Here is a 21,444-nt window from a genome sequence, read left to right as displayed (position 1 = left end):
ACAAAGAATAATACAAACAAAAACCGACTAAATTTAACTTAGCGGTTTTTTTATTGACTCGTAATACTTTTAACCCAGTTATTAATTTGATTGCCTAACTACGCCTGGCATGTTCTCTAACTGAGCTTGAACATAACTACTGGTGTTATTAAGGCTCGCTACTAATAAATCCATCGCATTATATTGAGCATATAGTCGAGAAGATAGAGACTCCATTTTACTGGCAAGGTCCAAACGATCATCATCTAAATCATCGAGTTGATTTGTTTTACTGTCAATTCGGTTTTGAATAATACCATCGGAATCTGTATAAAAGCTCATTAGCTCATCAAACGACTGAGCAAAACCATCATCGTCATCACCTACAAAAAACTGTTGCACTAAATTTACATCTGCATCTATTTGCTCATCTAGTGTTTCTGTATTTAGGGTTAAAACACCGTAGCGATCTGTTTCGACACCTAGCTGCGAAAGCGACAATGAGTTACCATCACCTAAATCAACTGATTCAGTTATTTCACTACGCAGCTTTGACATAACACCACGAAGTAGTGAATCACCAGCCATAACACCTGCACCGCCTTCACCTGATGCACCTAAATTATTACTAAGCTCTAACAATTCATTGTAACTAGCAATAAACCCATTTAAACCTGTTTTAATATTAGTGTTGTTTTCGGTAATTGATATATCACTTAAGTCGTCGTCAGTGGCATGCAACTTTTTAGCGGTAATATCCACGCCATCAATCACATTACTAAACTCATTAGTATTGCTTGATACCGTCAACGTGCCATCAATCGTTATTTGTGCATTTTGAGCAGCATTAACTTGTGTTAAATTAGTTGTGTGATTAGCAGGGTCTACGTCTGATACATCATAAGCTAACCGAGATAGGCCACCTGTATCAGTATTATTACCATCATCGTCTTGTACGGTAATTGTTATAGCGTTGTCTTCACCGGTTTCTTTACTTGTAAGTACTAAATGCTGACCGGTATCACTGGTTATTATAGTTGCAACAACGGAATCATTACTATCACTGCCAGTAAAAGGGCCGTTATTAATTTGGTCTCGTAAATCTTCTAAAGTGTTTGTAGCCGATAAAACCGTAGAAAAACTATTTGTGCCCGAGCCTATCGTGATAACACCAGCACCAATTGCTTCGTCCGCTGCAAATGCAGGGGAAGATAATTTGTGAGCTTGTGCTAATGCGTCTACTTTTACGTTGTAGCTACCAGGCTGAGCGTCTTTATCTGAGCTAATTGATATAAAATCGTCATTGCCAGATGCTGTTCGCTTTTGATAGTTATCACTATCGCCCAATGCTTCCATTGAGGTTTGCACTTTTTCGAGCGCTGACTTAAGTGCGCCAACGGCTGAAATATCCGTTGTTAATTTTCCTTCAGTAGTATTTAAACGAGCTTCAGCGGGTGCTTGTTCAGCATTTACTAATGCATCAACAATATCTGATACTGCTAATCCAGATCCTAAACCAGTAAACGAAATCGCCATGCTACACCTCTTAACTAATTGAAAACTAACTTAACTCTTAATAATTAACACTTGAAAGTGAATCTTTGAGCTGATAATTAAACTGTTTGATCAATTAAAATTCCGGCAGATTCAGATAGTTTAGACACCAAACTTAATACTTCTTCAGAAGGATATTGCTTAATTACTTCGCCGCTGTTTTTATCGAGCACTTTAATTACATCGCGACCTGAATCTTCATCAACTCTAAATTGCAAACTTCGGTTCATTTCGCCCATAAAGTCTTGCAATTGTTGCGCCATTTGTTCTAGCTGTTCGCGCTCTAACGGCTGAGCTTTTTCATCTTGGTCATTATTTTTGTATTGGTTTTGCTGTAGATTTTGTTGATTTTGTGCATCCACCTGCTTTACATCATCAATCGCTCGCTCAGTTAAAGATTGAGCAGCTTGCCCTACTTGCTTATCATCACCAGCAATGAGAGTCGGCAATGTAGTAATCTCTGCATTTGAAGTAATTGTATTCATAACAGATTCCTATTATTTACTTAATTAAACCAAGAGTAGCTTAGTTTATATTCTTAAACCACAAAAGGAGGTAGCTAAAGCCACCTCCTTTTTTAAATACTAATACTGACTTTATGTATTAGCTAGCTAACCATTAAGCTATTACTTTTAACTTATTAACCTAATAAGCTAAGTGCTGCTTGTGGTAACTGGTTCGCTTGCGACAAGATTGATGTACCGGCTTGCTGTAAGATTTGGTTTTTAGTCATTTGTGCTGTTTCGGTTGCAAAGTCAGTATCTTGAATACGACTACGTGATGCAGACACGTTTTCTTGAATGTTAGCTAAGTTACTAATAGTGTGGTCAAAACGGTTTTGCACAGCACCCAAGTCAGCTCGTTGCTCATCTATTTGCGCTATAGCTGCGTCAATTGACTCAATTGCAGATTGTGCCGTTGCTGCACTTGTTGAAATATCAACATCTGATATTTTAGCTTGAGTGGAAGCTGTTCCAGCTGAAATAGTCCCAGTAGTACCCGATATAGAAAAATCGTCATTACTGCTCAATGATAGCTTAGATGAAAAGCTCGAAGTAGCAGCTGAGCTATCTACACCACCTAATGCAGTGTCACCTGCTGTTGCTCCAGCTATATCAATACCTGCAACACCGGTTGCTCTTATTCCAATCGAGCCATCATCTTTTATTTCAGTATCGTACCCTACCTTACCTAAATCCTCGGCTAACTTAGCATTATCAGTGCCATAATTTGCTAAAGCAAACACATTATCATCAATTGTTAATGTTCCTGTACCTGCAGCCTTCAATTCAATAGTTGTTTCAAGAACCGCTTCAGCTTTAACACCTACCTTCAAGGCGTTAATTCCTGCAGCTGTATCAACTGCAGTATCAGTAGCTACTGATGTATAAGAATCAGTGCCCTTAGGACCGTTTACAGTAAATGCACTTGTAGAGCCTTCGACAAGCGAACTAAGTGCTGCACCAGCTGCACCAATACCATACTTTGTACCAGCTGAATCCAGTGTATGATTACCCAAATCAGTTGCTGAAATACTTGATAAAGTAACGCCTATTGTCTCGTTTGCATTAGATCCAATTTGGAATTGTTTTGTACCAAATGAACCATCTAGTAATTGTTGACCACCAAATGAAGTTGTATCTGATATTCTAGTTAATTCTGTTTGAAGAGCTGATACTTCTTTTTGTAATGCATCACGATCGTCAGATGAGTTTGAACCATTTGCTGATTGTAATGCGAGTTCACGCATTCTTTGCAAAATACTAGACGATTCTTGCATAGCACCTTCAGCAGTTTGCGCCATTGAAATACCATCGTTTGCGTTTCTTTGAGCTACACCTAAACCATTTATTTGCGACGTTAAACGGTTTGAGATTTGCAGACCTGCCGCATCATCTTTTGCGCTATTGATACGCATACCAGATGATAAACGTTCCATAGAAGTTGCTAAGTCAGAACCTGATTGCGATAGGTTACGTTGAGCGTTTAATGAAGATACATTTGTGTTTACTGAAATCATAATAAAACTCCTGATTACTTTCGTAATGTTGCTATTTTAATTTAACCAAGAGCTGTCACAAATGTATGCTCAGCTCCGTACTGATTAAGTTAACGGCAGAAGATAAAATTACTTTAGTTTTTTTATCACTTTTTTTTACGCTTCTACTAACCGCTTGAAAAGCTCAGGAATTACTTTTGGTTCAACGTGATTTGTATCGATATGATATATTAAATTACTTACACCTTTAAGATTAGTAATCTTATATATATCCAAAAATGGGATGTTATTTGTTTCACATAAAAAAGACAACTGAGAATTAAAGTTAGAAACTAAAAGTTTAAACTCTTCAATATCTTCTTCCTTAAACCCTTCAAAAGTATGCGGATGCGGAGAGGGTACACCATATATTATTAGAGAGCATTCATTTTCGTCTGCAGCTAATTTCAACATTTCAATATACTTTTCAATCATTTCAATAATGATCAATTTAGGATTTTTATTATATTTAACGCAATATTTGAAGATACCTTCATTAATTCTACAGTCAATTTCTCCAAAACCAATAACAACTGTACTTTTAGCGGGTAACCCTTTAAGGAGAATGTCTAAGCTTGATTTACTTTTATTAGCTTCGCTTTGCACAAGATGAAATATTTTTGCGCCAGTAATCAATAAAGATTTTATAGTATGCAAGCTATTATTGTAGTCTACTGTTACACCATTTGCAGAGAAACTATGGCTTTCAGATATGAAATATATTGTCGATTTTTCATTTTTCTCGTACAAAATGGGATTAAATCGACGGTATTGAAATAACTTTTTTAAAAAACCATGAAATACCTGATTATTTTTTAGGTTCGAATTATTAGAGTTTTCGTGAGGTAATATTGTATTTATAGCTTCACTTAGATTAATAGCTAATAGCCCTTCCTCCTCATTATCAAAAAGCCAAAATATGATAGCTTTACCTATTAATAGTTCACATAATTGAAGATCATCGAGTTTACGGCCCACTATAGCTAAATCAGCAAACTCTAAAGCGTCTTGGTATCGATGCATATACATAAAATTATTAAAAATTTGAAAGTAAATATTGGTATTTACGGAAGTTAAGCCTAGTACTTTATTTTGACATTTGAGTGCTTCATCGAATCTACCTAACTCACTTAGAAGTAACCCTAAACTGAAATAATATTCCAGTTTGCTAGAGTCATGTGATATTGCTTTATAGAGATTGCTCTCTGCACTCAAATGATCACCTAGCGCTATTTGAAGATTAGCTAAATTATGAAAAGCGTCAGCAAAACAATTATCAACTTCAATTGCTTTCAAATAATAAGACTCGGCTAACTTTAACTCTCCAATATCCCAATAAACACTAGCTAGATTGTTAATACTTTCTGCATGAAATGGATTACTAATAATGATTTTATTAAATAATTCAATTGACTTTTCGTAATTGCCCATTTTTCTAAAAACAAGAGCAGTAAGGTGTAAAGCATTAAAAGAGTTAGGCTGCTCGAGTAATATTTTTTTTAAGATACTATGTGCAGTATCAAACATTCCCTGATTATAAAAAAAAACAGCTGAGCTTAAATCATTTTTATAGTTCAAAAAGTCACCCCATTCTAAATAAAAAAGGCCTATAAAGACCTTTTTATAATAATACAATAAATCAAAACTAGCCCCCGAGAAGGCTAATTGCGGCTTGTGGTATCTGATTTGCTTGCGAGAGTATTGACGTACCAGCCTGCTGCAATATTTGATTTTTAGTCATTTGTGCAGTTTCTGTAGCAAAATCGGTATCTTGAATACGACTTCGTGATGCAGATACATTTTCTTGTATATTAGCAAGATTACTTATTGTATGGCTAAATCGATTTTGTACTGCCCCCAAATCAGCTCGTTGCTCATCTATTTGTGCTATAGCAGCATCAATTGTTTCGATTGCAGACTGGGCGCTTGCTGCACTTATAGCAACATCAACATCTGATATTTTAGCTTGAGTGGAAGTCGTTCCAGCTGAAATAGTCCCAGTAGTACCCGATATAGAAAAATCGTCATTACTGCTCAATGATAGCTTAGATGAAAAGCTCGAAGTAGCAGCTGAGCTATCTACACCACCTAATGCAGTGTCACCTGCTGTTGCTCCAGCTATATCAATACCTGCAACACCGGTTGCTCTTATTCCAATCGAGCCATCATCTTTTATTTCAGTATCGTACCCTACCTTACCTAAATCCTCGGCTAACTTAGCATTATCAGTGCCATAATTTGCTAAAGCAAACACATTATCATCAATTGTTAATGTTCCTGTACCTGCAGTCTTCAATTCAATAGTTGTTTCAAGAACCGCTTCAGCTTTAACACCTACATCCAGGGCATTAATTCCTGCTGCTGTATCAACTGCAGTATCAGTAGCTACTGATGTATAAGAACCAGTGCCCTTAGGACCGTTTACAGTAAATGCATTTGTAGAGCCTTCGGCAAGCGAACTAAGTGCTGCACCAGCTGCACCAATACCATACTTTGTACCAGCTGAATCCAGTGTATGATTACCCAAGTCAGTTGCTGAAATACTTGATAATGAAACAGCTATAGTTTGATTAGCATCTGCACCAACTTGAAATTGTTTAGTACCATACGTGCCATCTAGTAGTTGCTGCCCACCAAACGAGGTAGTATCTGATATACGCGTCAACTCTGTTTGTAATGCACTTACCTCTTTTTGTAATGCATCGCGGTCTTCAGCTGAATTAGATCCGTTTGCTGATTGAAGTGCTAGTTCACGCATACGTTGTAAAATACTTGTTGATTCACTCATTGCACCTTCAGCTGTTTGCGCCATTGAAATGCCATCGTTAGCATTTCGTTGAGCAACGGCTAAACCATTTATCTGTGATGTTAAACGGTTTGAAATTTGCAGGCCTGCCGCATCATCTTTAGCGCTATTAATACGCATACCTGATGACAGGCGCTCCATTGAGGTTGCTAAGCCTTCGCCAGATTTTGTTAAGTTACGTTGTGCGTTTAATGACGACACATTAGTATTTACTGTTAATGCCATTTTACCATCTCCTAGGTTTAAACAGAGTGTGGTTCAACACGATTTAACAGGAACCACTGTTCGATAATTTCTTACAATAAGAAAAGCATTTACTGTGCCAACTTTAATTTATTTTTAACTCGTTGTTTTTAATGATAAATATACAGCCTGTTAAATTGTAAATAAAGAGTGAAGTTGTTTCGGAGGGAGTGACATTTTTTTGCCGCAATTTTGTAGATAGTTATTGCCGCTTTAAAGTAGGTAAAGCGGCAAGGTATTTCTGCTTATAATCTGCTTATAGCTTGCTTATAAGTAATCGAATAACGAGAGGTTAGTTAAACGGCCAAAAGTAGCTTGCGATGCTTGCAGTGCGGTTTCTTGTTTGGTTAGTTCGCTAATAGCTTCTGCCATGTCAACTTCAACTAAGTTAGAGCGATTACTTTTATTTTGAATATCGAGCGCTAAGTTTGAATCGCTTACTCTTTCAAGCGCGTTCATACGGCCACCTAAACTTGCTTGGGTAAACACAACTTGTTCACTCGCGTTTTGTAATTGCACTAAGCCATCAGCAAGCACTTGCTGAAAGTCATCACCTTCAAGTGTGCCATCGTTAAGGCCGGTAATAAGTGCTTGTAGTGTATTGAGTACGTTTTCTTTGCCTGGCTTTTCAAGGCTAAAATCGAGTTGACCTGGTGCTGTGCCTTCAAATTCAATTTTCATACCTGCAAAATCGATAGGCTCATCAGTAACTTCACCTGTTACTGCGGGGGTTAGTGCTGCGCCGTCTCGGTATATTTCGTAGGTTTGTGGGTCTGTTGCTGTAGCACCTGAGCTTACTAATACACTATATGTATTTGCAGTTGCTAGAGCTGTAGGGTCTGCGTTGTAATTTGCTTGATGAAACTTATCAAACTCAGCTTGGCCGTCAACATATACACTTGCCGCTGTAATAGAGCCTGAAACACTTGCCGTGTTAGATTCTACATTTAATCGCGCGTTAGTTTTTTCAAACGTATCAAAGCCGTTATCACTCGCCTTAATTGATACACCTTCAGCTATAGTTATTTGGTGCTGGCCTTGGTCGCCATTATAGGTGTACTCACCCGCGGCAGAATCAAACTGATATGGTTGCGTGCTGTCTTGGTATCCTGAAAATATGAACTTTCCGTCTTCTGATCGGGTGTTCATTAAGTTAGCTAACGTTTGTTGAATGCCACTAAGTTCTGATGCAAACGTCTTTAAATCGTCTTTAGTATAAACACCATTACCGGCCTGAATAGTGAGCTCTTGTGCTTGTTGAATATTACTATTTATGCTTTGTAATACGCTTTCTTCTGTTTCTAGGCGGCCATTTAGCTGATCGATATTTTTAGTGTATTGCTCATTAGTTTGTATTTTATTTGAATACAGCATAGCTTGCGAAATAGCAGCTGGCGCTTCTGAGGTGGTTAAATACTTTTCACCTGTTGTTACTCGCTCTTGAGCATTTGCAACACCTTGTTGGTTGTCGAGTATTTTATTTATGTTGTTTTGGTACATTAAATTATTTGATAAACGCATAATTACCTCGCCGCATTTAATAAGGTGTCAAAAATTTCTTGAGCTGCTGCTAAAACTTGTGCTGATGCTGAATATGATTGTTGAAAACGCAGTAAATTTGCGGCCTCTTCATCAAGGTTTACACCCGATAGTGATTCATACCATGCCTCAGATTGCTGTGCTAGAGCGTCAAATGCAGCCCCACTTGTGATTGCTTGGCCGGTTATAACACCTATATCACTCACTAATCCTGAATAAGCTTGGTTAAAGGTTTTATGGTTGTCGGCCGTTGCTGTTGTTTCAACATTTAAACGGACTAACTCACCATTTTGTAAATCAGCTAATTTTAAGCCATTACGGTTATCATCAAAGCCGCCTTCGTTAAACTCAAGTGTAAAGGTGTCGCCTGTTGCTGGTGTACCTTCTATATCAAAATCGAATCCGTAGGTATCAAATGGAGCACCCGCTTGCGATAACATTCCTTTTGCAGGAGGCGTAATAGTAAAAGTACTCGTTCCGCTATTATCAGTAATTTGATATTCGTTAGCATTACCTGTTTTAACAAGCGTTATTTCACCGTTTGTTAAGCTTGGTGTTGAAGTAAATCCACCGGAGGTAACACTTGTTACTTCTCCCGCTGAAATAGTAGCGGTACCTATATTATTTAAATCGTTAGCAGTACGGATTGGCGATGCTAGTGCTAAATCTTCTGCGCGCCCTGTTGCAAGTGTAATACTTGAAGCAGCATCTGAATTAAGCTTTATTTGAAACTGATCACCCTCAACACCTGCCCCAGATACATTTACTTGAAGACCAAATGATTCGCCTGAGGTTATAGTCGATGAATCAATAACACCTGTCGATATATCAGCAAGTGAAGGCTGCCCTAACGGATCGCCTTTGTTATCTATAGGCTGAATACTTACTTCATTAGCATTAGCTGTATAAGTAATAATAAAGTCACTGGCAGGAAGTTCACTGCCCTTACCTGGCTCTACCGTTGCAGTCATACCGGCAGTACCTGTGTTAGCTTGATACGCATAAGCGCCAACGGTAGGAATATTAAAAATACTACCCCCTAGCTGACCTGTTGCATCCATACCCAATTTGTTTTGTTCGTTAAATGCATCAGCAATAGCTAAGCCCATTTGACCAATTTGGTTTTGCGCGGGGACTAATATGTCATCTCTAAAAGCAAGTAAGCCGCCAATTTTGCCTTTAAGCTTACTTACATCAACTTCAAGCGGCACAGCTTTGCCACCATTAACGTCAAGCGTGAATTCTTTAAAATTAGGATCAGGATCGCCCGTCATCGAAAATAAGTTAAATGCGCCATTTTGCATAACAACCGCTTCGCCTGTGCCCATAAAAACGAGTTTTTCGCCATTTGGACCATCAAGCGTTTCTATGTCTATTAGCTCTGATAAGTCGCGTATTGCTTTATCGCGTTCGTTATAGGTAGAGCTGGCATCTGCGGCGTTATTAGTGCCATTAACTGCTGCAATATTTTGATTTAGTGTACTAATACTTTGAATGAGTGAGTTTGCTTCATCTGAAAATATTTCGAGCTGCTCGTTTACTATACTTTTTTGATCAAGCACGATGCCCGAAAGCCTATCCATTTGATCAATTAAACTTTGCGCATCTGTCATTACTAATGAGCGAGCAACAGTAGACGACGGCTGATTTAGTGCTTCTTGCACGTTATTAAATAAAGAGTTAATTCCGGTCGAAAGGTTGTTCGACTCTTCAGAAAAAATAGTATCAACTCGATTAGCCTCAGTAATAAACTGATCGAAAAACGATTTATTAGAGGTGTCACGATTTAGCTGTGACTGAGCAAACTCGTTTAGTAATCGGTATGTTTCGCCCCGCCCTACTTGGTTATCAACCATAGTGGTAAATTCAGTACGCTCACGTACGTAGCCTACGGTATTTACATTGGCAATATTTTTACTTGTCGTTTGCAATAGCTCCGAGCTTGCTCTAACCCCAGAACTGGCAATGTTTAATAAATTAAACGACATGTTACTCTACTCCTTGGCGGATCACGTTTGCCGCAATGTCTTTTAGCTGACTGCTATTGAGCACTTTTTTTATTTTGCTGGCATAATTTGGATCGGTTGCATAACCTGCTTTTTGTAATGAATCTAAAAAGTCATTTGGTTTTGCTGTATTTTGTAATGCTTCTTTGTAGCGTGGGTTTTGCGTTAAAAAATCAACGAAGTCGTTCACACTATCTTTAATTGAATCGTAGGCTCTAAAGCTGGCTTGTTTTTTAACGGGTGTGCCTTGTTCAAACTCAAGCGTTACTTTGCTTGCTTTATCGCCTTCCCAGCTTTTATCTGACTTAATATTAAATAAGTTATTTGAGCTGCCACCGTCACTTTTATTAATAATGTGTTTACCCCAACCGGTTTCAAGTGCCGCTTGTGCAACCATTACTGCAGGGTTTAAACCAATTTTTTGCGCTGCAGTTTTAGCGTGTTCCCACACTGAACTTACAAACTCTTCTGCATTTTTAAATGTTGGGCTATCGGTTTTAGGCTCTGCAGTATCGACTTTAGGCTCAGCAATATCGGCTTTAGTACTCTTAACGATAAGATCGGGTTGCTTATTTTTTTGCTCATGAGGAAGAGCAGATCCCACTTGCGTATCGCTGAAAATATCGTTAGTTGTTCTAAGCACCGAGCCTGGCATAAAGTTTTTAGACTCAGGCGATAACTGCTGAACAATTAAATCGGCAAGGCCTAACGAGCCATTTGATGAAAGCTCTGTTGAAAGTTGCTGATCGTGCATTTCTTCAAAAAACTTTACGCCACTTGAATTAAATGGACTGTCTTTGTCTTCAAATGCTTCGTTAGCTTTGCGCATTCCTTTGAGCAACATTTGCGTAAAAATAGCTTCAAATTGTGCGGCCGCTTTTTTGAGCGCAGCTTTAGAGGCATCAGTTGATGCATCGCCACTGGTTAAGGCTTCTTTACGAAGTGAATCTAAGTTGCCTAAATCAAAAAAGTTTTGTTTATCGAGGTGATTAGTTTCCATCGGCTTTTTGACACAAAATGAATAATGCAGTTAAAAATGCAAAAATTGAGCCACTACCGATAAAACGAGGAAGATAAAAATAATAAACTTAAGTTGCTGTAAATAAAAAGCCCTAATTTCAAAAATATAGGGCTTAAGTAATACGTTATTTATTGGCTTGGGTTATTTATATAACAACGAGCTGTCCGTTAATTGCGCCGGCTTCTTTTAGTGCTTCTAAAATAGCCATTAGGTCACCAGGCGCTGCGCCTACTTCGTTAATTGCGCGAACTAAATCGTCAAGGCTTACACCTGGATTAAATACAAAGGCGCGCGAGTCATCTTGATTTACATCAATAATGCTCTGCTGTGTGACAACAGTATCACCGTTTGCTAGCGGGTTTGGTTGTGACACATTTTGTTGCTCTGCAATTGTTACTGTTAAGCCACCGTGAGTTATAGCCGCAGGCTGAAGCTTAACGTTTTTGCCAATAACAATTGTACCGGTGCGCGAGTTAACTATAATTTTAGCGGCCATGTCAGCTGGTTTAAATTCTAAGTTTTCGAGTGTTGATAAGTACGATACACGCTGGGATGCATCGCGTGGTGCTATAACACGAATAGAAACAGAATCTATTGCTTGTGCGCTATTTGGGCCAACTAAGTCATTAATTGTTTTTTCTAGGCGTTTTGCCGTTGTAAAGTCTGGGCGGTTTAAGTTGAAGGTAATGTAATCACCTTGCATAAATGGGCTTTCTACTGCACGTTCGACTGTTGCACCATTAGGTATACGACCAACGGTAGGGGTATTAATTACAACCTTACTGCCATCAAGACCTTGTGCGCCTAAGCCACCGACAATTAAACTACCTTGTGCAATTGCATACACGTTACCATCTACACCTTTTAAAAAAGTTTGTAGTAAAGTACCGCCACGTAAGCTGCCTGCACTACCAATAGAAGAAACCGTTATATCTATTGTTTGCCCGGGTTTTCTAAATGCAGGTAATTCTGCATGTACAGCAACAGCGGCAACATTTTTAATTTTAGGACTTTGAGTTGAAGGTAGCGTAATACCAAAGCTGTTCAACATGCCTCTAAAACTTTGTTGTGTGTATGAGTTTTGCTCGCCGGTGCCCGGTAAACCAACCACTAAGCCATAACCGACTAATTGGTTAGAGCGTACACCTTCAACCATAGACACATCTTTTATGCGCTCAGCATTGGCAGTAAACTGCCAACCTAATAACACAACTAAACATAAAGCTTTAAGGCTATTCATGTTGTTACCCTCTAAAATGGAAACAGCGAACTGCTAAAGAAACGTGTAAGCCAACCAGGACTTTGCGCCTCTTGCGTTTGCCCTTTACCTGAGTATTGAATACGTGCATTAGCAATGCGGTTTGATTCAACCGTATTATCGGCGCTTACGTCTTGAGGGCGTACTAGCCCTTCTAAACGAATAAACTCTTCGCCGGTATTAAGCGTTAGCCATTTTTCGCCGCGAATAACTAAATTACCGTTAGGTAAAACGCGCATTACATTAACCGAAATATCGCCCACCAAGCTGTTTGACTGGTTAGATTTTGAATCACCCGTAAATGACGAATCACTACCAATACCAAACTGAATACTATCGCCACCTATATTTACTGGTAGGCCACCTAATCCAATCACTGGGTCTAAGCTTGCGTCAGTTTCTTTGTCTGTTTCTGTTTTAGCAGCTTTTGTTGCTTGAGTAGACTCTTGCAATTTAACCGTAATTATATCGCCAGTACGTAGCGCTTTTTTATCAGAATATAAGTCGTTTGATGTATGAGTATTAAACAATGAACCTGTGGCTACCAGCGGCTCTAAAATAGGCTCGGGGTACATAGGTGCGTAGTAAGGGTCATCCTGCACTACCTCACTATTTTGCGTAGACATACAGCCACTTAAAAATAATGTGCCCGCTGCAAATAAAATAATATTACGCATAATTCCCCCTACTTTATTAAAGCTGTTGATTGATATAACTCATCATTTCGTCAACGGCCGAAATTACTTTTGAGTTCATTTCGTAAATACGCTGAGTTTCGATTAGGTTTACTAGCTCTTCAGTTACATTTACGTTTGATGTTTCGAGTGAACCTTGAATAATGCTACCTAACCCTTCAACACCCGGGTTACCTTGTACCGGCGCACCACTTACAGCGGTTTCGGTATAAAGGTTTTGACCAATTGGCTCAAGGCCCGATGGATTAATAAAGTCACTAATAGTCAGCTGACCAATGACTACGTTATCGGCTTGGCCTGCAACACGTACAGATACTTCGCCGTCTTGCGAAACCGTAATTGATTGCGCGTCATCTGGTACATTCATTTCTGGCTGAATCACATAACCTGCGCCCGATGTTACAATTCGTCCATCGCCATCGGTAGTAAACTGACCATTGCGCGAGTAAGCAATATTGCCATCTGGTTGCAGTACTTCAAAAAAACCTTCGCCAGAAATCATCCAATCTAGTGAGTTTTCGGTGGTCAACATGTTGCCTTGCGTAAACTCTTTTTGGTTAGCTACAACTTTAGCACCCGCACCTAACATTAAGCCTGATGGCATTTCGGTATCTTGCGATGAACGACCGCCCGGCTGATTAATATTTTGATAAAGTAAATCTTCAAATATAGCGCGGCTTTTTTTGTAACCTACGGTACTCGCATTCGCTAAGTTATTTGAGATAACCGATATATCGGTTTGTTGAGCGTCTAGCCCCGTTTTACTGATCCACAATGCTGGATTCATAATCGTGTCCTCACTTTAAAGTTAAACTATGCGTAATAACTGATCTTGACGCTCGTCAATTTCTTCAGCTGTTTTCATTAATTTCACTTGTAATTCAAATTGGCGCTGGTGGCTGATCATGTCGACCATTTCGTGAACCGGGTTCACATTCGACATTTCAAGCGAACCACTTAAAACTTTTACATTGGCAGAGGTATCTACTGTTACATTTGCTTTTGGTCTAAATAAACCGTCGTTACCTTTTTCGAGCTGTGAGCTATTTGCTTCTACCACTCTAAGCGTGTCTATTTCTTCTAAAAAATTAGCGGGAGCGCCTTGTGGTCGAACTTGAATAGCGCCATCTTGGCTAAACCCTATTTTTTCGACTGGGACGGGTAAAATAACAGGTCCCCCTTCGCCAATAACTTGACGACCGTGGCTGGTTACGAGCATACCTTGAGCTGTAACGTTTAACGTACCCACTTTTGTGTAAGCTTCATTACCGGAGGCATCTTGCACAGCAAGCCATGCGTTATCGCTCATTGCGATATCTAAGTCTCGCCCGGTTTGAACAATGCCACCCGATACCATGTTTGAACCCGGACGCTCTTGCATTGAAAATACACGTGTAGGCAAACCTTCGCCAAACGCTTGCATAGAACGCGCCTGCGCAAAGTCTGCTTTAAATCCTGTTGTATTTGCATTCGCCAAATTATTGGCTTTTAAAGCAAGCCCTTGTAGACTTTGCTTGGCGCCAGAGGCCGCAATGTAGACCATTTTGTCCATAGTATCGACTCACATAAAAAATCTCTGAACTTATAAATGCAAAATAGGTGCCAGATTAAATTTGACGCAACATTGAGAGGTATTTAGAAGGGCTTACAAAGAGGACTTATAAAAAAGGCTGCAAAAATGCAGCCTAATATATTTAATGGGGTTTAGCTTATCGAATCTGCAAAATACTTTGCTGAATAGTTGAGTTAACTTCAAGCGCACGTGAGTTTGCTTGGTAATTACGCTGTGCAGTAATTAAATCTACAAGCTCGTTTGTAAGGTTAGTATTTGATTGCTCAAGCGCTGATGAGTTAATTCCACCAAATGTACCCGAACCAGCTTCACCCGCTACAGGTTCACCTGAATCAATACTTTGCTTCCAGCTTGTATCACCCACTTGTGATAACCCTTGTGAATTTGGAAAACGTACCATAGCCACTTGGCCTAGGAATGTTGAGTCACCATTACTGTAAGAAGCGACAATTTTACCGTCTGTGCCAATATCAATTCCGGCTAAACGACCAACTGTTGAGCCATCTTGATCGAGTGCTTTTACTTCAAAACCACTTGAATACTGAGTTGGGATACGTCCTGCCGTGTTATTTTCATCGCGCCAGTTAAGCTCAATACCAGTACCAGGGAAAGTTGCACCATTGTCTAGTAATGTTGATAAACCAGCGCCAGAACCCGCTGGTAGTAATATTTCATCAAAAGTAGTTGTATTTGTATTTGCCACACCACCTGTTGTTGATGGCAAACCACTTGAGTTAAAACCTAGGGTAGTCAGTGGTGTATAAGGTGTCGTTGTTTGTTCTCCACCAGTTGTGCCATCAACTACTTTGCCATCAAGTGTTGCGTATACTTCCCAACTGTTATCTGTACCACCTGCTGCGGCATCATCTTCTTTAGCAAAAAAGTACTGTAAGATGTGCGGCTCACCTAGTGAATCATATACTGTTGTTGACGTAGATGAGTTATAAGTACCACTAGACGTAGGGTCAAAATCTAGACCTGATGGATCCGCCGTTGCATCTAAGTTAAACGACAAAAATACATTTTCTGTTGCGCGAGGTGAACCAGACGAATCAGGGATTTGAATTGGATCAGTTGTGCTCAAACTTACCGACGTTGTATCACCTGTAGATGAATCAACTGGGAATGCTTGTAAAAAGTTACCTTTTGCGTCAACCATAAAGTTATCTTGGTTAAGCTTAAATGCACCCGCACGTGTATATGTTAAATCTTGCGAAGATAAATCGTCGGTCATCGCAAAATAACCTTCACCAGTGATTGCTAAATCAAGTGAGTTATTTGTAAATTGCAGTGAGCCTTGGTGAAACTGCTGCGCAACCATGGTTGTTTGCACACCGTCACCATTTTTAGTCTTACCAGAGCTAAACACTGATGAAGCGTAAACATCGGCAAACTCAGCGCGTGACTCTTTAAAACCTGTGGTATTAACGTTTGCAATATTATTTGCCGTTACGTCTAAATCTTTTTGCGCGGCAGCAAGGCCGGTTAATGCAATATTGAAGCTCATAATTCACCTCTAACCTGTTAGTCTGTGGCCTGCTAGCAGGCGAAAAATACTAAAATTTATTACGCGATTTCTGCTACATCTGTCAGCCTAACCGCACCTTCTTTAGTGTTAATAATAATGCCACTTGAGCCATTAATATTAACGCTTTCAATGTTCTTGAATGTAGCAATGGGCAAGCTTGAAAATTCGCCGTCAGTACTTCCTTCGGCGGTTACTGAGTATTCACCTTCAGGTAAACGCTCACCGGCTTCATTTTTGCCATCCCACGCAAAACGTACTGCACCTGCTGATTGAGAACCCATATCAATAGTTCTCACTAGCTGACCTGATGCATCTGTCACTTTAATTTTTAAGTTATCAACGGCTTCTTCTGCCACTGCAGAGCCTCTGGCATCACCCGTTTCATTTAAATCCAGGGTGTTTGACTCAAGTAAAGCTTGCTTGCCAACAAGTGTTGATGCTTGCAATGCTGAATTTGATGTCATAGAAGACGCTAAGCTATCAAAATTTGAATTTAAATCGCTGATGCCTTGCGCCATTGTGAAACTAGTCATTTGCGCAATCATTTGATCGTTATCCGCAGGGTTACTGGGATCCTGAAACGATAATTGCTGAGTTAACAAAGAGAAAAAGTCTTCTTGTGTTAACGCATCACTCTCATTATCACTGGTCGCTACTTGCGATTCTTGCCAGCGTATAGAGTCTAAATAGGATGAAGATGTACTAATATCGTTACTCATAACCTACCCTCGGTTACCGCTGCCCTAGCAACAGTGTTTTACTTAGCATTTGCTTTGCTGCATCAGCAACTTGCACGTTTGTTTGGTAAGAACGAGAGGCAGAAATCATATTTGCCATCTCCTCTACAACATTGACGTTGGGTTTATAGATATAGCCATTTTCATCCGCACTTGGATGGTTTGGGTTATATTCAATTTGTAATGGTGCATTACTTTCAACAATGCCCAAAACCTTAACACCAACTGCGGAGCCCTGTTGGTTACTTACTGATGCTGAAGCCTTTGTTAGCTCAGCCGCAAATACAGGTTGGCGCGCTCGGTACGTTTTGTCTTGAGATGAACTAATGGTATTAGCATTAGAAATATTACTAGCTGTAGTATTTAAGCGAACGTTTTGTGCGCTCATACCCGAACCTGCAATATCGAAAACATTATATAAACTCATAATTTTTATCCTTGACTACCGAGAGCTTTATTCAGGCCTTTAAATTTACCGCTTAAAAATTGCAAGCTGGCCTGATACTCCATAGCATTCTGTGTATACAAGTTTCGTTCCACTTGTATATCAACCGAGTTACCATCACCTGTATCTGATTGATTTGGCAAACGAAATGATTCTGAACTTCCCATACTATGAGTACCTCCACCAATGTGTTTATCATTAGTTCTTACCATAGTATTGCCGCTTTGCTGGGTTGACCTTGCCGCTTTTAATGCAGAGGCAAAATCAATATCTTTTGCTTTATAGCCAGGCGTATCAGCGTTAGCTATATTAGTTGCAATTAATTCAGCTCGCTGTGAACGGATCAACATGGCTTGCGGATGCACACCTAATGCTTTATCAAAACTGATAGCCATAACCTTCTCCAAAAAATTGACTTACCCATGAATAAAGCAAAAAATAAGCCATTAATATTAGGAAGTGTTATATTTTTATAAGGCTATGTATCTAAATAGAAAAACGACGCTTGGTGCGTCGTTTTAGGGAAATGAATTAACTTAATTATTTCTTTTGGTAAATGATACCGGGGTTGCATCTAACCATATCAAATTCAGTACTTAGGCCAGTTAGGGACTCTGACGCTCCTAAAAATAAGTACCCTTTTGGGTTTAATGCTTGTGCAAACTGATTAATAATTTTAGCTTTTATTTCAGGCGCAAAGTAAATAAGTACATTACGGCAAAAAATAATATCAAACTTGCCCATTAACGCGTAAGAATCAAGCAAATTCAGGTGCCTAAAACTAACTTGTTTTTTTATTGTATCGTTTACTTGTGCCATACCATTGCCGCTGTCTTTAAAAAACTTTTTACGACGCTCTGCAGATAACCCTCTGGCAAGTGCAAGCGCGTCATATTCTGCATTTTTACACATATCAAGCATGGTATTAGATATGTCGGTACCAATAATTTGTGCACCCATACGAAGCACACCAGGTTGCTTAGTATTAAATTCAGCTACTGACATAGCTATTGAATAGGGTTCTTGACCTGATGAGCTGGCAGCAGACCAAATTTTTAAAGGCCTTCTTAAGTCTTTAAACTCAGGAAAAAGCTTATTTTGGAGCAACTCAAACGGGTATTGATCTCTAAACCACAACGTTTCGTTTGTGGTCATTGCATCAACCACTGCGGCTCTTAATTGCCGCTCGTGAGGCCCGAGAGTTTTACTAACCAACTCCGATAAAGATCCCACATTAAATCGAGTCATTAACGGAGCAAGTCGGCTTTTAACTAAATACTGTTTGTTTTCACCTAAAACAATGCCGCATTGCTGCTCTAAAAACGAACGAAACTGGTCGTATTCACTTTGCTGCAAATCTTTATTATTCAAGTTAGTAGCACCTATTTTTGTTAATCACAATGAACCCACTTTTTAACCGCTGTTGCTAATTCGTCTGGGTTAAATTTAGCAATAAAGTCATCTGCCCCGACTTTTTCAATCATAGCCTGGTTAAAAACACCACTCAAAGAGGTATGCAAAATAACATGCAAAGGTGCAAGTTTGGGATCTGCTTTTATTTCAGCTGTTAAGGTATAGCCGTCCATTTCTGGCATTTCAACGTCTGAGATAAGTAACGCTACTCGCTCAGTAATATCGTTTTTACAATCAAGCTCTGCTATTTCTTTTAATCTTATAAGTGCTTCTTTACCATTTTTGGCAAGCTCTGTTTGCACGCCTAACGGCTCTAGGGCACGTTTAACTTGATTACGCGCAACAGCAGAGTCGTCTGCAATAAATACGATACGTTCGCCTAAATCTTTTTGAATATCGCCGCTTTGTGCAACTTCAGCACTTACTTCTGTGTTTACTGGGCAAATTTCGTTGAGAATTTTTTCTACATCGAGAATTTCGACTAATTCATTTTCGATTTCGGTCACTGCTGTTAAATATGAATAACGTCCGGCGCCTGATGGCGGTGGCATTATTTTTTCCCAATTCATATTTACAATACGTTCAACTCCGCCCACTAAAAACCCTTGCACAGAGCGATTGTATTCAGCAATGATTATAAAGCTGTCTTTAATGTTGTCGATTGGGCGCCCACCTACAGCCATTGATAAATCAATTACTGAAATAGTTTGACCACGAATATGTGCAACACCACGAATATACGGATTAGATTTTGGCATGCTTGTTAGTGGAGGGCATTGCAGCACTTCTCTCACTTTAAATACATTAATACCAAAACGCTGACGCCCTCTGAGCTTAAATAAAAGTAATTCTAGGCGGTTCTGCCCAACCAACTGTGTGCGTTGGTTTACTGAGTCTAAAATGCCTGCCATTCAAATCTCCTAAAGAAAACAAATAATACGGAACGATAATTGCTTTCTATTTATAAAGCTACATAACATCGCGGGTGCGTCTACTTTTTGACGCAAAATATTTATACCCTGTTTGAAACCATAAGCATAGTCGAAACATTATGAGTTTGTTAAAAAAAATCAGAAGATACAGTGTTTTTTATTTTGTTACTAGCTTGTGCTTTGTATTCCCTTTGCAAGCTAAAGTGTTTAGTAAAGATTTATTACAAGACATGGCCGTTGCTTATATAGCTAAGCAGATTGGTACATTGCAAAATACTAATACTCAATTAAGTGCACTGCCTTTAGATAGTCGCATTCCTGATCGTGTCTGTAATACTGAGCTTGAATTATCAACATCCGATGAGCCACCATTTAACCGCCAAGTAACCTTACAAGCTAAGTGCAATGATGCGCAAACGTGGGCTCAATACGTTCATGTAAGAGTTGTTGAAATGGCCCCAGTTGTTGTTGCTACTGCTAATTTAACCCGCGGTGAAGTAATAACTAAATCGCATTTAAGTATTGAAATGAAACCAACTCACTTTGTACGCATACAGTACTTAGATGACCCCACAATGCTAATAGGCAGCAGAAGTAAACGAAATATTAGAAGTGGTATGCCAGTATTACTAAACCAAATTTGTATGGTGTGTAAAGGTGACTCTGTTAATATTTACGCTAACCTTAGAGGCCTTAGAATTAAAACCACTGGTATTGCTTTAGAAGACGGTACTTTGGGCGAACAGATACAAATAAAAAACAAAAAATCAGGTAAAGTTTTAAATGCGCGAGTAGATGGTGTAGAGTCTGTTCAGGTGAATATTTAATTTAGATTTATACTAAAGTATCCTACGTATATGCCGATAACATGGCATAAGTTGGGTAATATACGGGTTTATTATTATGGTTAATCAAGTTAATGGCAGTAATCAACAAGCTAATGCGTTAACAAATGCAAAGCAGCAACAAGTTGATTTAAAAAAAGATAACGCAAATACACAAGCGACGCAGACTCCTTCGCCTAAAGCAGCAAGTGACTCTGTAAGCTTGACGCCGCAAGCGCAGCAATTAAAAACGCTTCAAGATAAAGCACAGCAATCGTCTGGCTTTGATAGCGATAAAGTTGCTGAGCTTAAAAAAGCAATTACCGAAGGTAAATATCAAGTGGACAGTGAAAAGCTTGCTAAAAACTTAGCTGATTTTGAGTTTAACGTGTATGGCTGATCATAATAGTTTAATTAGCGTAAAACTAAACCAACAAGTAAGTTGTTTAGACTCTTTGCACGCGCTATTAAACGACGAGCTTACTGCTATTGCCTCACGACGTGGTGCTGGTTTAAAAGAAATTACCCAACAAAAAATGTCTTTTTTAACTAAGCTAAGCACTCTTGATAAAGAGCTAAGTAAGCTTATTGCCAGTAACGACTCACAAAACCCTGAAATATCTGAGCTAATAAGCCAAGTTAAAACTCAACTTGCGCAATGCCAAAAACAAAATAATGTTAATGCTCATGCTGCCCGCCAAGCGCAACTAAGTGTTAAACAATTAAAAGAGATATTAATTGGCGCACCAACGTCAATGACCTACGACCAAGCCGGTAAGTCTGTAAATACCGAGAGTAAACTGGTTCGTAATTTGAAAGCGTAAGCCCAAAATTTCACATTAAAAAAAGCTAC

General features: G+C 39.2%; 21 protein-coding genes. 3 read left to right on the top strand and 18 right to left on the bottom strand.

Annotated elements, in window-relative coordinates; translation table 11 throughout:
- Positions 1-81: 81 nt before the first annotated feature.
- The 18 genes from fliD to P20429_RS13620 all read right to left on the bottom strand — a co-directional run bounded on the left by fliD (position 82) and on the right by P20429_RS13620 (position 19,746).
- Positions 82-1,515, bottom strand: a complete 1,434-nt coding sequence (fliD, locus tag P20429_RS13535) for a flagellar filament capping protein FliD (protein WP_007581872.1) — start codon at positions 1,513-1,515, stop codon at positions 82-84.
- Positions 1,516-1,592: 77 nt separating this feature from the next.
- A complete protein-coding gene (locus tag P20429_RS13540) occupies positions 1,593-2,018 on the bottom strand; it encodes a flagellar protein FlaG (RefSeq protein ID WP_007581871.1) in 426 nt (141 codons plus the stop codon).
- A 155-nt stretch (positions 2,019-2,173) separates the two neighbouring features.
- Positions 2,174-3,556 carry a flagellin gene (locus P20429_RS13545; RefSeq protein WP_033026495.1) on the bottom strand — a complete coding sequence of 461 codons (1,383 nt, stop codon included), beginning with the start codon at positions 3,554-3,556 and terminating at the stop codon, positions 2,174-2,176.
- Positions 3,557-3,688: 132 nt separating this feature from the next.
- Positions 3,689-5,149, bottom strand: coding sequence for a tetratricopeptide repeat protein (locus tag P20429_RS13550; RefSeq protein ID WP_033026493.1), 1,461 nt, complete (start codon positions 5,147-5,149; stop codon positions 3,689-3,691).
- A 67-nt stretch (positions 5,150-5,216) separates the two neighbouring features.
- Positions 5,217-6,602: a flagellin gene (locus P20429_RS20995; protein ID WP_007581868.1), complete on the bottom strand. Its 1,386-nt coding sequence runs from the start codon at positions 6,600-6,602 to the stop codon at positions 5,217-5,219.
- Positions 6,603-6,887: 285 nt separating this feature from the next.
- Positions 6,888-8,141: a flagellar hook-associated protein FlgL gene (flgL, locus tag P20429_RS13560; protein ID WP_007581867.1), complete on the bottom strand. Its 1,254-nt coding sequence runs from the start codon at positions 8,139-8,141 to the stop codon at positions 6,888-6,890.
- A gap of 2 nt (positions 8,142-8,143) precedes the next feature.
- Positions 8,144-10,147, bottom strand: coding sequence for a flagellar hook-associated protein FlgK (gene flgK / locus P20429_RS13565; protein WP_007581866.1), 2,004 nt, complete (start codon positions 10,145-10,147; stop codon positions 8,144-8,146).
- A 1-nt stretch (position 10,148) separates the two neighbouring features.
- Positions 10,149-11,165, bottom strand: a complete 1,017-nt coding sequence (flgJ, locus tag P20429_RS13570; RefSeq protein ID WP_007581865.1) for a flagellar assembly peptidoglycan hydrolase FlgJ — start codon at positions 11,163-11,165, stop codon at positions 10,149-10,151.
- A gap of 166 nt (positions 11,166-11,331) precedes the next feature.
- Positions 11,332-12,426, bottom strand: coding sequence for a flagellar basal body P-ring protein FlgI (locus tag P20429_RS13575; protein WP_007581864.1), 1,095 nt, complete (start codon positions 12,424-12,426; stop codon positions 11,332-11,334).
- 11 nt (positions 12,427-12,437) lie between these two features.
- Complete coding sequence (flgH, locus tag P20429_RS13580) at positions 12,438-13,121, bottom strand: flagellar basal body L-ring protein FlgH (RefSeq protein ID WP_002959418.1); 684 nt, start codon at positions 13,119-13,121, stop codon at positions 12,438-12,440.
- Positions 13,122-13,137: 16 nt separating this feature from the next.
- Positions 13,138-13,926, bottom strand: coding sequence for a flagellar basal-body rod protein FlgG (gene flgG / locus P20429_RS13585; protein ID WP_002959420.1), 789 nt, complete (start codon positions 13,924-13,926; stop codon positions 13,138-13,140).
- A 21-nt stretch (positions 13,927-13,947) separates the two neighbouring features.
- Positions 13,948-14,691: a flagellar basal body rod protein FlgF gene (locus tag P20429_RS13590; protein ID WP_007581863.1), complete on the bottom strand. Its 744-nt coding sequence runs from the start codon at positions 14,689-14,691 to the stop codon at positions 13,948-13,950.
- Positions 14,692-14,848: 157 nt separating this feature from the next.
- Positions 14,849-16,219, bottom strand: a complete 1,371-nt coding sequence (flgE, locus tag P20429_RS13595; protein WP_007581862.1) for a flagellar hook protein FlgE — start codon at positions 16,217-16,219, stop codon at positions 14,849-14,851.
- Positions 16,220-16,278: 59 nt separating this feature from the next.
- Complete coding sequence (locus P20429_RS13600) at positions 16,279-16,959, bottom strand: flagellar hook assembly protein FlgD (protein WP_007581861.1); 681 nt, start codon at positions 16,957-16,959, stop codon at positions 16,279-16,281.
- Between the two features lie 13 nt (positions 16,960-16,972).
- Positions 16,973-17,404 (bottom strand): flagellar basal body rod protein FlgC, encoded by a 432-nt coding sequence (flgC, locus tag P20429_RS13605; protein ID WP_007581860.1) that lies wholly within the window; start codon positions 17,402-17,404, stop codon positions 16,973-16,975.
- Between the two features lie 5 nt (positions 17,405-17,409).
- Positions 17,410-17,817 carry a flagellar basal body rod protein FlgB gene (gene flgB, locus P20429_RS13610; RefSeq protein WP_002959431.1) on the bottom strand — a complete coding sequence of 136 codons (408 nt, stop codon included), beginning with the start codon at positions 17,815-17,817 and terminating at the stop codon, positions 17,410-17,412.
- Between the two features lie 145 nt (positions 17,818-17,962).
- Positions 17,963-18,793, bottom strand: a complete 831-nt coding sequence (locus P20429_RS13615; RefSeq protein WP_007581859.1) for a protein-glutamate O-methyltransferase CheR — start codon at positions 18,791-18,793, stop codon at positions 17,963-17,965.
- A gap of 20 nt (positions 18,794-18,813) precedes the next feature.
- Positions 18,814-19,746 (bottom strand): chemotaxis protein CheV, encoded by a 933-nt coding sequence (locus P20429_RS13620; protein WP_007581858.1) that lies wholly within the window; start codon positions 19,744-19,746, stop codon positions 18,814-18,816.
- 140 nt (positions 19,747-19,886) lie between these two features.
- Here P20429_RS13620 and flgA point away from each other — a divergent pair, with 140 nt between their 5' ends.
- The 3 genes from flgA to flgN all read left to right on the top strand — a co-directional run bounded on the left by flgA (position 19,887) and on the right by flgN (position 21,415).
- Positions 19,887-20,594 (top strand): flagellar basal body P-ring formation chaperone FlgA, encoded by a 708-nt coding sequence (flgA, locus tag P20429_RS13625; RefSeq protein WP_007581857.1) that lies wholly within the window; start codon positions 19,887-19,889, stop codon positions 20,592-20,594.
- Between the two features lie 76 nt (positions 20,595-20,670).
- A complete protein-coding gene (flgM, locus tag P20429_RS13630) occupies positions 20,671-20,991 on the top strand; it encodes a flagellar biosynthesis anti-sigma factor FlgM (protein WP_007581856.1) in 321 nt (106 codons plus the stop codon).
- Positions 20,984-21,415 (top strand): flagellar protein FlgN, encoded by a 432-nt coding sequence (gene flgN / locus P20429_RS13635; protein ID WP_007581855.1) that lies wholly within the window; start codon positions 20,984-20,986, stop codon positions 21,413-21,415. Before flgM ends, flgN begins: the two co-directional genes overlap by 8 nt.
- Positions 21,416-21,444 lie beyond the last annotated feature (29 nt).

Origin of the sequence: Pseudoalteromonas sp. BSi20429 (assembly GCF_000238895.1) — a bacterium.
In the GTDB taxonomy this organism is placed as follows: domain Bacteria; phylum Pseudomonadota; class Gammaproteobacteria; order Enterobacterales; family Alteromonadaceae; genus Pseudoalteromonas; species Pseudoalteromonas arctica.
Note: the sequence above shows the minus strand (reverse complement) of the source record. Positions and strands in the feature narration are given on the sequence as shown.

Excerpts from the sequence above, each read along its gene's own strand:
- fliD (WP_007581872.1), bottom strand. The coding sequence starts at position 1,515 with ATGGCGATTTCGTTTACTGGTTTAGGATCTGGATTAGCAGTATCAGAT.
- P20429_RS13540 (WP_007581871.1), bottom strand. The coding sequence starts at position 2,018 with ATGAATACAATTACTTCAAATGCAGAGATTACTACATTGCCGACTCTC.
- P20429_RS20995 (WP_007581868.1), bottom strand. The coding sequence starts at position 6,602 with ATGGCATTAACAGTAAATACTAATGTGTCGTCATTAAACGCACAACGT.
- flgL (WP_007581867.1), bottom strand. The coding sequence starts at position 8,141 with ATGCGTTTATCAAATAATTTAATGTACCAAAACAACATAAATAAAATA.
- flgK (WP_007581866.1), bottom strand. The coding sequence starts at position 10,147 with ATGTCGTTTAATTTATTAAACATTGCCAGTTCTGGGGTTAGAGCAAGC.
- flgJ (WP_007581865.1), bottom strand. The coding sequence starts at position 11,165 with ATGGAAACTAATCACCTCGATAAACAAAACTTTTTTGATTTAGGCAAC.
- P20429_RS13575 (WP_007581864.1), bottom strand. The coding sequence starts at position 12,426 with ATGAATAGCCTTAAAGCTTTATGTTTAGTTGTGTTATTAGGTTGGCAG.
- flgH (WP_002959418.1), bottom strand. The coding sequence starts at position 13,121 with ATGCGTAATATTATTTTATTTGCAGCGGGCACATTATTTTTAAGTGGC.
- flgG (WP_002959420.1), bottom strand. The coding sequence starts at position 13,926 with ATGAATCCAGCATTGTGGATCAGTAAAACGGGGCTAGACGCTCAACAA.
- P20429_RS13590 (WP_007581863.1), bottom strand. The coding sequence starts at position 14,691 with ATGGACAAAATGGTCTACATTGCGGCCTCTGGCGCCAAGCAAAGTCTA.
- flgE (WP_007581862.1), bottom strand. The coding sequence starts at position 16,219 with ATGAGCTTCAATATTGCATTAACCGGCCTTGCTGCCGCGCAAAAAGAT.
- P20429_RS13600 (WP_007581861.1), bottom strand. The coding sequence starts at position 16,959 with ATGAGTAACGATATTAGTACATCTTCATCCTATTTAGACTCTATACGC.
- flgC (WP_007581860.1), bottom strand. The coding sequence starts at position 17,404 with ATGAGTTTATATAATGTTTTCGATATTGCAGGTTCGGGTATGAGCGCA.
- flgB (WP_002959431.1), bottom strand. The coding sequence starts at position 17,817 with ATGGCTATCAGTTTTGATAAAGCATTAGGTGTGCATCCGCAAGCCATG.
- P20429_RS13620 (WP_007581858.1), bottom strand. The coding sequence starts at position 19,746 with ATGGCAGGCATTTTAGACTCAGTAAACCAACGCACACAGTTGGTTGGG.
- flgA (WP_007581857.1), top strand. The coding sequence starts at position 19,887 with ATGAGTTTGTTAAAAAAAATCAGAAGATACAGTGTTTTTTATTTTGTT.
- flgM (WP_007581856.1), top strand. The coding sequence starts at position 20,671 with ATGGTTAATCAAGTTAATGGCAGTAATCAACAAGCTAATGCGTTAACA.
- flgN (WP_007581855.1), top strand. The coding sequence starts at position 20,984 with ATGGCTGATCATAATAGTTTAATTAGCGTAAAACTAAACCAACAAGTA.